The 14,149-nt window shown below is 63.1% G+C and carries 13 protein-coding genes; 8 read left to right on the top strand and 5 right to left on the bottom strand.

Annotated features, from left to right (window positions below; all coding sequences use genetic code 11):
* The first annotated feature begins 10 nt into the window (after window positions 1-10).
* From QPW08_RS09845 to QPW08_RS09815, 7 genes are all read left to right on the top strand, one after another.
* Complete coding sequence (locus tag QPW08_RS09845; protein ID WP_284125637.1) at window positions 11-1,144, top strand: XrtA/PEP-CTERM system-associated ATPase; 1,134 nt, start codon at window positions 11-13, stop codon at window positions 1,142-1,144.
* A gap of 20 nt (window positions 1,145-1,164) precedes the next feature.
* Window positions 1,165-2,037 (top strand): XrtA system polysaccharide deacetylase, encoded by an 873-nt coding sequence (locus QPW08_RS09840; RefSeq protein ID WP_284125636.1) that lies wholly within the window; start codon window positions 1,165-1,167, stop codon window positions 2,035-2,037.
* Complete coding sequence (locus QPW08_RS09835; RefSeq protein ID WP_284125635.1) at window positions 2,034-3,098, top strand: FemAB family XrtA/PEP-CTERM system-associated protein; 1,065 nt, start codon at window positions 2,034-2,036, stop codon at window positions 3,096-3,098. The genes QPW08_RS09840 and QPW08_RS09835 overlap by 4 nt, the downstream gene beginning before the upstream one ends.
* Window positions 3,098-4,324, top strand: coding sequence for a TIGR03087 family PEP-CTERM/XrtA system glycosyltransferase (locus QPW08_RS09830; RefSeq protein ID WP_284125634.1), 1,227 nt, complete (start codon window positions 3,098-3,100; stop codon window positions 4,322-4,324). Before QPW08_RS09835 ends, QPW08_RS09830 begins: the two co-directional genes overlap by 1 nt.
* Window positions 4,314-5,876, top strand: a complete 1,563-nt coding sequence (gene xrtA / locus QPW08_RS09825; protein WP_284125633.1) for an exosortase A — start codon at window positions 4,314-4,316, stop codon at window positions 5,874-5,876. Before QPW08_RS09830 ends, xrtA begins: the two co-directional genes overlap by 11 nt.
* A gap of 10 nt (window positions 5,877-5,886) precedes the next feature.
* Window positions 5,887-7,785: an XrtA/PEP-CTERM system amidotransferase gene (locus QPW08_RS09820; protein ID WP_284125632.1), complete on the top strand. Its 1,899-nt coding sequence runs from the start codon at window positions 5,887-5,889 to the stop codon at window positions 7,783-7,785.
* A gap of 135 nt (window positions 7,786-7,920) precedes the next feature.
* A complete protein-coding gene (locus QPW08_RS09815; protein ID WP_284125631.1) occupies window positions 7,921-8,880 on the top strand; it encodes a crotonase/enoyl-CoA hydratase family protein in 960 nt (319 codons plus the stop codon).
* A gap of 2 nt (window positions 8,881-8,882) precedes the next feature.
* Here QPW08_RS09815 and zapE read toward each other — a convergent pair whose 3' ends face one another.
* Genes zapE through QPW08_RS09800 form a run of 3 tightly spaced genes read right to left on the bottom strand, consistent with a single transcriptional unit; the run spans window position 8,883 to window position 11,280 of the window.
* Window positions 8,883-10,010: a cell division protein ZapE gene (gene zapE, locus QPW08_RS09810; RefSeq protein ID WP_284125630.1), complete on the bottom strand. Its 1,128-nt coding sequence runs from the start codon at window positions 10,008-10,010 to the stop codon at window positions 8,883-8,885.
* A complete protein-coding gene (locus QPW08_RS09805; RefSeq protein ID WP_284125629.1) occupies window positions 10,007-10,498 on the bottom strand; it encodes a PaaI family thioesterase in 492 nt (163 codons plus the stop codon). Before QPW08_RS09805 ends, zapE begins: the two co-directional genes overlap by 4 nt.
* A complete protein-coding gene (locus QPW08_RS09800) occupies window positions 10,498-11,280 on the bottom strand; it encodes a succinate dehydrogenase iron-sulfur subunit (protein ID WP_284125628.1) in 783 nt (260 codons plus the stop codon). Before QPW08_RS09800 ends, QPW08_RS09805 begins: the two co-directional genes overlap by 1 nt.
* Before the next feature lie 224 nt (window positions 11,281-11,504).
* Here QPW08_RS09800 and QPW08_RS09795 point away from each other — a divergent pair, with 224 nt between their 5' ends.
* Window positions 11,505-12,239: an SDR family NAD(P)-dependent oxidoreductase gene (locus QPW08_RS09795; protein ID WP_284125627.1), complete on the top strand. Its 735-nt coding sequence runs from the start codon at window positions 11,505-11,507 to the stop codon at window positions 12,237-12,239.
* Window positions 12,240-12,254: 15 nt separating this feature from the next.
* Here QPW08_RS09795 and QPW08_RS09790 read toward each other — a convergent pair whose 3' ends face one another.
* On the bottom strand, window positions 12,255-13,070 hold the full coding sequence (locus QPW08_RS09790; RefSeq protein WP_284125626.1) for an NTP transferase domain-containing protein: 816 nt from the start codon (window positions 13,068-13,070) through the stop codon (window positions 12,255-12,257).
* 25 nt (window positions 13,071-13,095) lie between these two features.
* Window positions 13,096-14,106 carry a D-alanine--D-alanine ligase family protein gene (locus QPW08_RS09785; RefSeq protein ID WP_284125625.1) on the bottom strand — a complete coding sequence of 337 codons (1,011 nt, stop codon included), beginning with the start codon at window positions 14,104-14,106 and terminating at the stop codon, window positions 13,096-13,098.
* Between the last annotated feature and the right edge of the window lie 43 nt (window positions 14,107-14,149).

The following is a 14,149-nucleotide window of genomic DNA, read 5'->3' as shown; positions in this document are numbered from 1 at the left end:
AGGACAAGCGATGTTCGATGATTTCTACGGCCTGACGGGGCGTCCCTTCCAGCTAACGCCGGACCCCGATTTCTATTTCGAGAGCGCGACGCACCGCAAGGCGCTGTCGTACCTTGGCTATGGCCTCGCGCAGGGTGAGGGCTTCATCGTCATCACCGGCGAGATCGGCTCGGGTAAATCGACCCTGGTCGCGCACCTGATGAAGAAGATCGACCCGGCGCAGATGACCGTCGGCCAGATCGTTACCAGCAATCTCGACGGCGAGGAGCTGGTGCATGTGGTGGCGCAGAGCTTCGGGCTGGAGATCGAAGGGCACGACAAGGCCAGCGCGCTGGGCGCGATCGAGGAATTCCTGCACGAGGAAGCCCGTGCCGGCCGCCGCTGCCTGCTGGTGGTCGACGAATCGCAGAACCTCAGCGTGGAAGCGCTCGAAGAGCTGCGGATGATGTCGAACTTCCAGCTCGGTTCGCACCCGCTGCTGCAACAGCTGCTGCTGGGCCAGCCGGAGTTCAAGGATGTGCTCGCCAATAGCGGCCAGCTGGAGCAGCTGCGCCAGCGCGTGATCGCCGCGCACCACCTGGGCCCAATGGAAACGGACGAGCTGCAGCCCTATATCGAGCACCGCCTCAGCTGCGTCGGCTGGGAAGGCAACCCGGCCTGGGACCAGCGCGTGTTCACGGAAATGTATGACGCAACCGGTGGCATTCCGCGCCGCGTCAACCAGGTCGCAACGCGCCTGCTGCTGCTGGGTGCAGTCGAGCAGCGCACCCGGATCGACAGCGCCATGCTGTCCTCCGTGCTCAAGGAAATGCAGAACGACAACACCTTCCCCGAGGCGGCACCCAAGCCGATGGAGAAGGTCGAGCGTGGCCCGGCTCCGGGTCCGATCAAGCACGCGGCTCTTGACCAGGCTGGCAAATTCGAAGCCATGCTGGCCGAACGCGATGCGCAGATCGCTGAGCTCAAGCAGGCGATTGCCAACCTTTCGCAAGGAGCAGGCAACGTCGAAGGCGGCATGCCGCAGGATTTCTACGCCCGGCTTGAAGCGCTCGAACGCAAGGTTTCCGAGCAGGAGCAGAGCGTGCGTCAGGTGCTGGCGATGATGATCGAGTGGATTGAAGGCCAGAACCGCAAGGCTGCCTGAACAGGAAGGAAGAGGTCGCGATGAACGCGCCCGTCATTACCAATGGCCTGTCGGTCGATGTCGAAGACTGGTTCCAGGTCGGCGCGTTCGAGAACGTGATCGATCGCGACGACTGGGACGGGATGTCTCTGCGCGTCGAAGACAATGTCCTGCGTATCCTCGACCTGTTCGACGCTGCCGATGTGAAGGCAACCTTCTTCACCCTCGGCTGGGTGGCGAAGAAGAACGGTCCGCTGATGCGCCGCATAGTCGAGCGCGGGCACGAACTCGCGAGCCACGGCTATGACCACGCCCGCGTCTTCACCTTCGACCGCAAGCAGTTCGCCGGCGATATCAAGCTGGCGCGGATGATCCTCGAGGACGCGGCCGGCGTGAAGATCACCGGCTATCGCGCGCCGAGTTTCTCGATCGATAGCCGCACGCCCTGGGCCTATATGGAGCTGGCCGAGCAGGGCTATGCCTATTCCTCCAGTGTCGCCCCGATCATGCATGACCACTACGGCTGGCCCGAAGCCCCGCGTTTCGCGTTCAAGCCGCTGCCGTGGGCCGACATTGTCGAGATTCCGGTCACCACCGCGATCCTTGGCGGCAAGCGTGTAGCCGCAGGCGGGGGCGGGTTCTTCCGCGTGTTGCCGTATGCATTCAGCCGTTGGGCGATCCGGCAGGTCAATCGCCGCGAACAGCGCCCGGCGGTGTTCTATTTCCACCCATGGGAAATCGACCCTGACCAACCACGCGTAGGCCATGCCCCGGTCAAGTCGCGGCTGCGCCATTACACAAATCTCGACAAGATGGCGGAGAAGCTAGGCGAGCTGGTGCACGAATTCGCCTGGGGTCGAATGGACTTGATCGCCGCCCGTGAAGCCAGCCGCGCAGAGGAACTTGCGGCATGAACGCACCTTTCGCCCTTTGCGAAGAGACTGTCGCGGTCGCGGACCTGCACGATCCGGGCGAGGCCGCGCGGATTGCCGATTTTGTTTATGTCGCAAATGGTTCGCCCTTCCACCTGCCGCGCTGGCTGCTGGCGGTGGAGCAAGGCACCGGGCAGCGCGCCACCGGGCTGGTGGCAGAGAAGGGCGGGCAGGTCACCGGCTGGTTGCCGCTGAGCGTCGTGCACTCGTTGCTGTTCCCGCGCGCGCTGGTCTCTAGCGGGTTCGCTGTTGAGGGCGGAGCGCTCGCGTTCTCCGACAAGACCGCCAAACGCCTGTGCCGTGCCGCGACCGAACTTGCGGTGCGCGAGAGCTGCGCTTCAGTGGAGTTGCGAGGCGGCAGTGTACCGGAAGGCTGGCAGGTCCAGTCCGATAGCCATTGCGGCTTTGCCGGGCTGCTGGCTGCCGACGACGAAGCCCAATTGGTTGCCATTCCGCGCAAGCAGCGCGCAGAAGTGCGCAAGGGGCTCGACAAGGACCTGCGCGTTACCATCGGCACGGCGGAAGGTGACCGTGCCGCGCACTACGCCTGCTATGCCGAAAGCGTCCGCAACCTCGGGACGCCGGTGTTCCCGCGCCAGCTGTTCGATGCCGTCCTCGATGCTTTTGGCGAGGAAGCCGATATCCTGACCGTCTGGGACGAGAGCCGCCCGGTGGCGAGCGTCCTGTCGCTGTACCACATGGGTGCGGTCATGCCCTATTGGGGTGGCGGGGTGTGGGATGCGCGTGCACTGCGCGCCAACGAGCTGATGTATTACAGGCTGATGTGCCATGCTCGCAGCAAGGGCTGCATCCGCTTCGACTTCGGCCGTTCCAAGACCGGGAGCGGCCCCTACAATTTCAAGAAGAACTGGGGTTTCGAGCCGGAACCGCTGACCTATGCCAGCTGGACCGCGCCCGGCCATGAAGGGCGCGATGTCGATCCGACCAGCGAAAGCTACCAGCGCAAGATCGCGCTGTGGAAGAAGCTGCCGGTTTCCGTCGCCAACACCATCGGTCCGGTGATCGCTCGCGGGCTTGCCTGATGGGCGAGATCCTGTTCCTCGGTCACCGCATCCCGTTCCCGCCGGACCGGGGCGACAAGATTCGCTCGCATCACCTGCTCAATGCACTGGTTGGCATGGCGCCCGTGCATGTCGGCACTTTCGGCGAAACCGATGCCGACATGGCTGCGGAAAGCGAGCTGGCGAAGGTCGCGGCGAGCCATTGTCTTGTCCGACGCACCAAGCCGCTGCCACTTGCCGGGTTGGAAGCGCTGGGTTCTGGCAAGCCCGTCAGCCTGACTGCCTTTGACAGCGCCGCGATGCGCGCATGGGTGAAAAGAGTGCTCGCAGAACGGCCGATCGACACCATCTTCGTTTTCTCCGGCCAGATGGGACAGTACGTGCCCGAGGGTTTCTCCGGGCGCGTTGTGGTCGACCTGTGCGATGTCGATAGCGCCAAGTTCGAAGCCTATGGCAAGTCCGGCAGCTTTCCGCGTTCGATCATCGACCGGCGCGAAGGAAAGGTGCTTGCGCGCGAGGAAGAGCGGCTGGCGCACAGGGCCGATGTGACACTGCTGATCAGCGAGAACGAAGCGGGGCTGTTCCAGTCGCGCCTCCGCGATCCTGCTGGCACGACCATCCGCGCGATCCGCAACGGCATCGATGCCGACCTGTTCGATCCCGCGAAGGTAGCTCCGCACCCTGAGCTGTTCACGGCGCAGGGGCCGCAGATCGTTTTCACTGGGCAAATGGATTACCAGCCCAACGTGGTCGCCGCCGAGCGAGCGATCCATACGATCCTGCCAGGCATTCGCGAACATCATCCGGATGCGATGTTCCATATCGTCGGGCGAGCCCCGGTGCAGAGGCTGCTCGATCAAAATGGAAAGGGCAATGTCCGCGTCTGGGGCGAAGTTCCCGATGTGAAACCATTCCTCGCTGCGGCGGACATCGTTATCGCCCCGCTGACCATCGCTCGCGGGATCCAGAACAAGGTACTGGAAGCCATGGCCATGGCGCGCCCGGTGCTGCTCTCCCCCGAGGCAGCAACAGGGATCGACGCTGCAGATGGCAGGCACTTCGCAGTTGCAGATGGTGACCAGATGATGGTCGGTCGTGCCCTGACCCTGCTCGAAGAGCGCGACAAGGCCGCCGCGATGGGCCGCGCCGCCCGCGACTATGTGCTCGCACATCAGAGCTGGTCGGCGATGCTGGCCCCGTTGGCGGATATTGTCAGTCCGAAGGGGGCAGCGCGCGATGCCGCCTGAGGCTATTCTCGACACCCATGGCATCGGGACCATGCGCAAGCGGATCGCACCGGCGTGGCGCCAGCCCTTGGCGCGATTGGCGACGCTGTGGGCAGCGATCCTGCTGGTGACGGTCCGCGACTGGATCGCAATGGCGGACCAGTGGTGGAATATCTCCACCTATAACCATGTGCTGCTGGTCCCGCCCATTGTCGCCGGGATCGTGTGGATCCGGCGTGAGGAGCTGGCCAAGCTCGCTCCCCGGGCCTGGTGGCCGGGGCTCTTGGCGCTGGGCGGGGCGCTGTTCCTGTGGTTCCTCGGCACGATTGGAGAGGTCAATACCTTCAGCCAGCTGGGCGCGGTGGCTGCCCTGCAGGGAGCGGTGCTGACGCTGCTGGGGCCGCGGGTCGCTTTCGCCCTGCTGTTTCCGCTTGGCTACATGCTGTTCCTCGTGCCATTCGGCGACGAACTGGTCCCGGCGCTGCAGATGATCACGGCCGAGATCACCATCGCCCTGACCCACTGGAGCGGGATCCAGGCCGAGATCGAGGGTGTCTTCATCGATACCCCTGCCGGCCTGTTCGAAGTGGCGGAGGCGTGTTCCGGCGTGAAATTCCTCATCGCCATGATCGCGCTGGGGGTGCTGGTGGCGCAGACATGCTTCCACAGCTGGAAACGGAGGATCATATTCCTCGCAGTGTGTGTGGCCGTGCCGATCATCGCCAATGGCATCCGCGCATGGGGGACGATCTATATCGCCCAGTCGCAGGGCATCGAATTCGCCGCCGGGTTCGATCATATCTTCTACGGTTGGGTCTTCTTCGCCATCGTCATTGCCATTGTGTTGGGCGGGGCGTGGCGCTGGTTCGACCGCAATCCGGAGGATCCGGGCATCGACGGTGAGGCGATTTCCGCCATGCCTGCCTTCGCACCCGTGGAGCGCTTCGCGATTTGCCCGCGCCGGGCCATGATGGGCAGCGCTGCGCTGATCATGCTGTTGGCCATCTGGGCCATGCTTGCCGGTCGACTTGCGGCGAATGTCCCTGCCGAGATCGCCTTGCCAGCGGTTGAGGGCTGGGAGTTGACGGAAGTGCAATCCGAACTGGCATGGGAGCCCCGCGCGAGCGGCGCCGATCACCGTCTGCTGGGTAGCTACAGCAATGCGGCAGGGCAGCAGGTCGACGTCTTCCTTGCTCTCTACGCTGCGCAAGGCCCGGGGCGCGAGCCGAGCGCACCCAACGAAGGCGCGCTCGTGCCCGATACGCCGTGGCGCTGGATGAACGGCGGCGAGGGGGTCGATAGCGCCAGGGTCGACCATCTCTATGCGCTCGGCCGGATCAAGCGCACGGCGGAGACGCGTTATCGGCAAGGCGACATGCTGAGTGGCAGCGCCACCGATCTGAAGCTGGCGACCATTGGCGACCGGTTGCTGTTGCGCGCTGAGCCGACCACCATGCTGATCCTTTCCGCCGTCGAGCGGCCCGACCAGCAGCCCGATGGCGCGATCGCCTCGTTCCGCCATTCCACAGGGCCCCTCGGGCCGTGGATAGACCGCATCGTCCAAAGCAAGTAGGCGCAGCACCATGTGCGGGATTGCCGGTATCTTCCATTGCGGGACGCCCAAGCCGGTCGATCCGCGCCGCGTCGAGCGGATGACCGATGCCATGCTGCATCGCGGCCCCGATGGCGGCGATGTGTGGGTCGACCACGGAGTCGGGCTGGGACATCGCAGGCTGTCGATCATCGACATTGAAGGTTCGCCGCAGCCAATGCATTCGAGCGACGGGCGGTCTGTGCTGATCTTCAATGGCGAGATCTACAATTTCCGCGAGTTGCGCCGCGAACTTCGGGACCTCGGGGCGAAGTTCCACACCGATGGCGATAGCGAGGCGATCCTCGCCGCGTGGCAACAATGGGGCCCGGATTGCTTGACGAAACTCGACGGCATGTTCGCTTTCGCGATCTATGACCGGGCGGAGAAGTGCCTGTTCCTCGCTCGCGACCGGTTCGGGGTGAAGCCGCTGTTCATGGCGCACCTCAGCGACGGTAGCGTGGCCTTCGCCTCGGAGTTGAAGGGCCTCCTGGCACACCCGTTGCTGCGGCGCGAAGTCAATCCGCAGGCGATCGAGGACTATTTGACCTGGGGCAATGTCCCCGATCACACCTCGATCCTAAAAGGTGTCGAGAAGCTGTCGGCAGGCCACTATCGCTTGCTCCGGCACGACCAGCCACCCGCTGCGCCGGTGCGATGGTGGGACATCGACTTCAGCCAGCGTCACAAGGGAAAGACCGCCGATCTTTCCGCCCAATTGTTGCACCTGCTCCGCGAAGGTGTGGAGAGCCGCATGGTGGCCGATGTGCCGCTGGGGGCCTTCCTGTCGGGCGGGGTCGATAGCTCCAGCGTCGTCGCGCTGATGGCGGAAGCCAGCCGCGAGCCGGTCAGGACCTGCTCGATCGGCTTCGATGTCGCTGCGCTCGACGAGACTTCCTACGCCCGCCGGATCGCCGAGCAGTTTGGCACCGACCACCACGAGCGGATCGTCGATCCGAACGATTTCGGCGCGGTCGACCTGCTGGCGGGGATGTTCGATGAGCCCTTCGCCGATGCCTCTGCGCTGCCGACCTGGCGGGTATGCCAGCTGGCGCGCGAGACAGTGACAGTGGCCCTGTCTGGGGACGGAGCGGACGAGGCATTCGCCGGCTATCGCCGGCAGGTGTTCCATGCCCGCGAGGAGCAGGTCCGCTCGATTTTCCCGCAGTCGCTGCGCCGTCCGATCTTCGGGACCCTTGGCAGGGTCTGGCCAAAGGCAGACTGGGCGCCACAGCCCCTGCGGGCCAAATCGACCTTCCAATCGCTGGGTGCCGCGGGCGAGGAGGGCTATGCGCGCGCCTTGTCTGTTACGCCACCAGAGCTTCGCGAGCAGCTCTATACCGATGCCATGGCAAAGGAACTCGGGGGCTACCAGGCAGAGCGGCCCCTGATGGAGCTGATGCGTTCGGCTCCGGCACGCTCGGGGCTCGACCGGGCGCAATATGTCGACCTCAAATTCTGGTTGCCGGGCGATATTCTGACCAAGGTCGACCGTACCAGCATGGCGGTCAGCCTCGAAGCGCGCGAACCTCTGCTGGATCATCGCTTGATCGAATTCGCAGCGGGATTGCCCCATTCGGCACGGATCAGGGGACGACAGGGAAAGTGGCTTTTGAAGCACACTATGGAGCGAATGTTGCCCCATGACGTGCTGTACCGGCCCAAGCAGGGGTTTGTGACCCCGATTGCAGAATGGCTGCGCGGCCCGCTTCAGTCAGAGGCGCTAGGTGTCGCAACCAGTGGTGTTCTGGGTGAAACCGGATGGTTCTCAACTTCAGCCCTGAAGTTATTGGCAAATCAACACATTTCCGGTCGAAGCGATCATTCGAGGCTGCTTTGGCAACTGATCATGCTCGATCGATCGCTGCGAAAGCTCGGCATTTCAGCCTGACTCGGTTGGCCCGAAACGGGACTCGTCTCAACGCACATTTCAATAAATTGTTTGCAACGGCGAGTCCGGATACTTTACATTCTCCCAAGGGACAGGAACTTGCGCAAAAGCGTGAGGAAAGTTTCGGGGGGTCGAATGGACCGCGTAGGAACTGAATTCGAGGACAGCGTAACCAGCGCGCACGGGGGGTCGCATTCTCATGCCGCAGCAGATGGAGGCTATGGCATGGCCAGTCTGGCGATGGGGCATCCGGGAATCCCGGCTCACTTGCTCCAGTTGAATGAACTCGACGTACTTTACCAACCTGAACATGAGGCCCTGTGGACCTTCATGCGGCCGGATGGCCGACCCAGCTTCACCCCACCTATGCTGGGGGATTTCGAGGACTGGCAAAGACTTATCGGCGAAAGTTTCGGTCCGGACCAGGTTCCGCTCAAATATCTCATTCTCGGTAGTCGTGCTCCGGGCGTGTTCTGCTATGGCGGGGACCTGGCGCTGTTTCGCCAATTGATCCTTGACCACAATCGCGACGGGTTGGTCCGCTATGGCCACCGCTGCTGCCAGATCCTGCACCGCAACATTAACACGCTCAACCTGCCGATCCTGACGATTGGCCTGGTCGAAGGCGCGGCGCTGGGCGGCGGGTTCGAGGCACTGCTGTCTTTCGACTATATCATTGCCGAGCGCAGCGCGACCTTCGGCCTGCCGGAGATCATGTTCGGCCTGTTTCCAGGCATGGGGGCGCATGCATTGCTCAGTCGCAAGCTGGGGAGTGCGATGGCCGACCGTATCATCGTCTCCAACGAGACCTACAGTGCGCAAGACATGTTCGATCTCGGGATCGTGCACCATGTGGCGGAAGACGGTGAAGGTCTCGATGCCACGCGTGAGTTCATCCGCAGGTCCGACCGTCGCCATTCCGGGCTCGTAGCCGCCCGTCGTGCGACCAAGGTCTCGTGGGCACTGGAGCTGTCGGAACTGACCCGGATCACGGAGATTTGGGCCGATGCGGCACTGTCGCTGAGCGAGCAGGATCTCAAACTGATGGAGCGGCTTGCCTCGGCGCAGGAGCGCGGAGCACGCAAGGCGGCCTGACGCTAACCGGAACTTTCTGCTTCGCCGTGGCCCAGCGCCATGTACTCGGGGCTGCGCATTTCCATCAGCCGGCTGGCGGTACGCTCGAACTCGAAGCTGCCGTCGCCGGCCTGGTAAAGGGCATCGGGTTCAGCCGCGGCAGTCGCGAACAGCTTCACCCGATATTCGTAGAGCGCATCGATCAGCGTGACGAAGCGCGCCGCCTCGTTTCGCTCTTGCGGCCCCATCACCGGGATGCCGACGACGATAACCGTGTGATAGGCGCGGGCTATGGCCAGATAATCCGGCGCGCCGCGCGCTTCGCGGCATAGCCGGCTGAAGCTGAACACGGCGACACCCTTCAGGCTCTTGGGCACATGCAACAATCGCCCGCCACCAACGTCGAGCTCGCTGTTGGGGACGTGATCGGCATCCTCGGGTTTGTAATCGGTCAGGCGAAAGAAGGCTTCGCGTACTTGCGCCGTGGCAGCATCGCCCAGTGGGGTGTGCCAGGTGCCAAGATCCCCCAAGCGATCCATCCGGTAATCGGTCGGGCCGTTTAGCGGCAACACATCGAGCCTTGTCTCGATCAGGTCGATAAAGGGCAGGAAATGCTCACGGTTGAGTCCGTCCTTGTAGAGGTCGTGAGGAGGGCGGTTGCTGGTGGTCACCACCACGACGCCTTCATCGACGATCAGCGCGCGGAACAGTCGGCTCATGATCATCGCGTCGGCGGAATTGTTGACCACCATCTCGTCAAAGGCAAGACAGCGCACGTCTGCGGCCAGCTGTCCTGCGACGGGCGGAATCGGATCGCCGGTTTCGCTCTTGCGGGCCTCGCGCAGGCGGGCGTGCACCTCCTGCATGAAGGCGTGGAAGTGCGCCCGACGCTTGCGGCTGATGGCGAGCGTTTCGTGAAACAGATCCATCAGCATCGATTTGCCGCGCCCGACACCGCCCCACATGTAGACGCCCTTGGGCGCTTCCGGCTTGCCCTTGAGCGCGCGCCACAGGATCGATCCGCGCTTCGGCGTTGCTTCCAGTTCCTGTTGCAGGCGTTCGAGCCGTTCAGCGATTGCCGCTTGTTCCGCATCGGGCTTGAGCTCGCCGACTTCGACCAATTGGCGATAACGCGCGAGGACGCCGCTCACCCTTCGGTCGGCCCCGACTTGAGGCCCGGCAGGTCGCGCGGGGGCAGCTTGCGGATGATCCCGCTATAAGCACAGACGCAGGTTTCGTCCTGCACGACCTCGCCGCGTACGAACACCAGCTTGCCCGTCTCGCGCATGATCTCCGTCACCGCATCGAGCGGTTTCTTGGGGTCGCCCCCGGCAAGGAACTGAGTCGAAAGCTCGAGCGTCACCGATGGCCCGGCGTTGCCGCTGCCGACCACATGCATGGTAGTGAACAGCGAGATGTCGATGAGTGCCAGGCTTACCGCGCCATGGATGATGCCCTGCAGGTTCTCATGCCGCCGCTCCGGGAACATCCGCAGACGGCATTTGTCGCCTTCGCGGCGAGTGATGAGCTTGCCCATCACCGCGCCATTGAACAGCGTATCGTCCTTGAGGTTCCAGTGCTTCCAGCCGGGGTTATCGGGATCCGGCCCGTGCTGGAAAATCTCTTCCGGCAGCGCCATCAGATCGCGCGTTCGGCCATCATCTTCTTGGTTTCGGCGATTGCCTTGGCCGGGCTCAGGCCCTTGGGGCAGACATTCGCACAATTCATGATGGTGTGGCAGCGATAGAGGCGGAAGGGGTCTTCCAACTGGTCGAGCCGCTCGCCGGTCATCTCGTCGCGGCTGTCGGCCAGCCAGCGATAGGCCTGCAGCAGGATCGCCGGGCCAAGGAACTTGTCGCTGTTCCACCAGTAGCTCGGGCACGAAGTCGAGCAGCAGGCGCACAGGATGCACTCGTAGAGGCCATCGAGCTTCTCGCGCTGTTCGGGCGATTGCAGGCGTTCCTTGCCCGACGGGGTCGGGGTGACAGTCTGCAGCCACGGACGGATCGAAGCATACTGAGCGTAGAAATGCGTGAAGTCCGGCACCAGGTCCTTGACCACTTCCATATGGGGAAGGGGAGTGATCCGCACTTCGCCCTTGAGGTCTTCGATCGAGGTCGTGCAGGCGAGCCCGTTCTTGCCGTTCATGTTCATCGCGCAGGAGCCACAGATCCCCTCGCGGCAGGAACGGCGGAAGGTCAGCGTCGGGTCGATATCGTTCTTGATCTTGAACAGTGCATCGAGGACCATCGGGCCGCAGTCGTCGAGATCGACCTCAAAGGTATCATAGCGTGGGTTCTCGCCGCTGTCGGGATCGTAGCGGTAGATCTTGAACTTCTTGATGCGCGACCCGCCTTCAACCTTATGCTCGCGGGTCTTGCCCGTGATCTTCGAGTTCTTGGGGAGAGTGAAGGTCGCCATGGTGATCTACTGTCCTGCGTTTCGTGTTGCGGCCTATCTAGCGGATATGCCGCGATGCACAAGGTGGCCAAAAGCCCGGATTGTGGCCAATTTTGCAGGCCCGACCCGGAGACATGGACCGCATGTTACACAGTCCAGGTGCGAAAAATGCCGAACCGGGAGGCGCGGCAGGAACGGTGCGAGCATTCGGGGAACCTGTGAGCCATGCCGAGGGTCTATCGGGTATGGCCAATGTAGGACAGAACTTCGAGCGGGCAGCGATTTTCGGCGCCAGTGGCGGCATTGGCCGGGCACTGGTCGAGGAGCTGGCAGCGCGCGGCGTGGAGACGATCCATGCCGGCTCGCGCCGGGGCGAAACACGTCTCGGCCCCGGCATCATTCCGTTACGCTTCGACTATGATGATCCCGCCAGCCTCTCCGCAGCTGCCAAGGCCTTCTCCGACGATCCGCCGCAACTCGTCATTGTCGCCACGGGAGTGTTGACTCTGGATGATGGGACCGGGCCCGAGCGCAGCTACAAGCAGCTGGATGGGGAGACGATGGCGCGGGTGCTGCATCTCAACACCATCGGTCCCGCGATTGTTGCCAAGCACATGCTGCCCTTGTTCCCGCGCGACCGGCGTGCCGTGTTCGCGGCGCTGTCGGCCCGGGTCGGCTCGATCGGCGACAATGGCATCGGCGGCTGGCACAGCTATCGCGCATCCAAGGCTGCTCTCAACATGCTGGTCAGGAACTTCGCTATCGAGCTTGGCCGTACGCACAAGCAGGCTGTGGCGGTGTCCTTGCATCCCGGTACTGTCGACACCGCGCTGTCCGCGCCGTTCCAGTCGAACCTTCCCGCAGGCCAACTAACCGATCCGGCCGAGGCCGCGCGCAACCTGCTCGCTGTCATCGACGGATTGGGGCCTGAAGACAGCGGCCACCAGTTCGACTGGGAAGGTCAACGCGTGCCCGACTAAGTCAGGCGGGCCAGATCAGGAAGGCGACGTCCAGCTTTCCGGCACCTGTTTTCGCTTGGGCAGCAATGCCTCACACACGCTGTAGGTGCGTTCATTGTCGACATCGATCGCCAGCGCCCCATCATCGAAGAAAGTTGCCTCGATGGCCAGGCCAAAGCGCTTGCTGATGCGCTTCATGGCGCCCCTGGCATCGACCAGCTTGAGACCCATCAGCAGGATATTGAACAAGCCGAAAGCGCGGATCATGCGGTCGCGATTGGCCTGGAACTGGCCGCCTTCGCGAAAGATCTCCGCGGCTCCGAATGCGCGGCGGCTGGCGATGCCGTAAATGTTGCAATTGGCATAGCCGCTATCCCGGAACTGGTAGAAGTTACGCTGGCCCTCCGAATGTGCGGCTTTGACATCCGCCTCCCGCGCCAGCGCCAGCGTGGCATCGGCGTGGCGGATGGTTTCGCGAACCTGCTCGAAGCCTTCTGCGCTGAGCAGGACATTGTCGGCTGTGGTGATGATGAAGGGGCCCTCGTCATCGCCGACGGCCGCCATGACGCTGTCGACGATACCGGTATGCGAATCAACGAAACGGATGGGAGTGCGCCCGGCATAAGGTGCCAGCAACGGCTCGACCACCGCCTGGGCATCCGGCTCGATGGAAATGCGGATTTCCGCGAGATCGGGACGTTCAGTGACGACGTCGAGCACCCATTCGATCAGCGGGCGTCCGCAAATCGGCGCGACGCACTTGTGCGAAACGCCAGCCCGTTCGGCGAGCGGGTTGACGACGCCGGCGCGCTGGGCGGCAAGGATGATGACGGTAGTGGGGTTCTGGCTCATGCCAGCCCCCATAGCCGTGCTCGCATCATGCAATCAACGCGTTGCGACGCCAGCTTTCCGCCAACAATGTTTCCAGCAGGTCGGCGTGGCTGAACCCGGCATAGCTCGCCGCCTTCGCCATGACCTTTTCCGACCACAAATTGCAGTTGAGGTTGATCTCGATGAAATTGATGTCGCCGGTCTTGAGGTCGACCCGGAATTCGATCCTTCCATAGTCGAACGGCACGAATTCGCGTGCGACCTTTTTCGCCATTTCGGTGATCTTCGGCGCGAAATCGGCATGGTCGAAGGTCTTGAGCGCGGCCTTCTCGGTGTTCTGTACCAGGTCGCGCTTCTCGTAATAGGTCCACAGCTTCTGAGTGTTTTCGCGCTCGTACCACAGCATCGGCAGGGCGACGGGTTCGCTGTCGATGGTGATGAACGCACATTGCACGTCGTACCCATCGAGATAGGGCTCGACGATGGCGTCATGCCCCTGGCCGTGGATGTCGGCGATTGCATTGGTCACGCCGTTCCAGTCGAAGGCATCGGAAATGCCCCAGCTGGCGGAAGATGCGTTGGGCTTGATGACCCAGCGGCCATCGGGCGAGGGGGGCAGGTCCGCTTCGAGCACCGGTGCGCCGCGACGATAGCAGAACCACGGTGCGGTCGGCACGCCGGCATGGGTGCAGACGAGCTTGGAGACCGACTTGTCATCGCCGAGCCCTCGCAGGAACGGCATCGCGCCGAGATACGGAATGCGGTGCATGTTGCACAGGATCGGGATCAGCATCTCGCTGTTCACGAAGCCGCCGCGGTTGAGCAGCGGGAACACGAAATCGACATCCGGGCGGGTAAACAGCACATCGTACTTGTCAGCAAAGGTCAGGTTGAGGCCAAGCCCTTCGAGCGTAGTGCGCACTTCGTGGTGGTAGATGGCATGGTTGCCATCTTCGGGGTGCATGCCCCCGCCCCAAAGCGCGTGTTTGGCCATGAACAACAAGCGGACGCGGTCCTTGTCCTGTTGCGGAATGCGAAGTGGCTTGATCTCAGTCATCTGGCGAACCGTTCCTTGTCGTGGGCGAACCCTGTGCGGCGAC

It is taken from the genome of Parerythrobacter aestuarii (genome assembly GCF_030140925.1).
GTDB lineage: Bacteria > Pseudomonadota > Alphaproteobacteria > Sphingomonadales > Sphingomonadaceae > Parerythrobacter > Parerythrobacter aestuarii.
This window is presented reverse-complemented; position numbering and strand designations above follow the sequence as displayed.

Bases quoted from the DNA above. Each gene is read 5' to 3' on its own strand.
- QPW08_RS09845 (WP_284125637.1), top strand. From the start codon at position 11: ATGTTCGATGATTTCTACGGCCTGACGGGGCGTCCCTTCCAGCTAACG.
- QPW08_RS09840 (WP_284125636.1), top strand. From the start codon at position 1,165: ATGAACGCGCCCGTCATTACCAATGGCCTGTCGGTCGATGTCGAAGAC.
- QPW08_RS09835 (WP_284125635.1), top strand. From the start codon at position 2,034: ATGAACGCACCTTTCGCCCTTTGCGAAGAGACTGTCGCGGTCGCGGAC.
- QPW08_RS09830 (WP_284125634.1), top strand. From the start codon at position 3,098: ATGGGCGAGATCCTGTTCCTCGGTCACCGCATCCCGTTCCCGCCGGAC.
- xrtA (WP_284125633.1), top strand. From the start codon at position 4,314: ATGCCGCCTGAGGCTATTCTCGACACCCATGGCATCGGGACCATGCGC.
- QPW08_RS09820 (WP_284125632.1), top strand. From the start codon at position 5,887: ATGTGCGGGATTGCCGGTATCTTCCATTGCGGGACGCCCAAGCCGGTC.
- QPW08_RS09815 (WP_284125631.1), top strand. From the start codon at position 7,921: ATGGACCGCGTAGGAACTGAATTCGAGGACAGCGTAACCAGCGCGCAC.
- QPW08_RS09805 (WP_284125629.1), bottom strand. From the start codon at position 10,498: ATGGCGCTGCCGGAAGAGATTTTCCAGCACGGGCCGGATCCCGATAAC.
- QPW08_RS09800 (WP_284125628.1), bottom strand. From the start codon at position 11,280: ATGGCGACCTTCACTCTCCCCAAGAACTCGAAGATCACGGGCAAGACC.
- QPW08_RS09795 (WP_284125627.1), top strand. From the start codon at position 11,505: ATGGCCAATGTAGGACAGAACTTCGAGCGGGCAGCGATTTTCGGCGCC.
- QPW08_RS09790 (WP_284125626.1), bottom strand. From the start codon at position 13,070: ATGAGCCAGAACCCCACTACCGTCATCATCCTTGCCGCCCAGCGCGCC.
- QPW08_RS09785 (WP_284125625.1), bottom strand. From the start codon at position 14,106: ATGACTGAGATCAAGCCACTTCGCATTCCGCAACAGGACAAGGACCGC.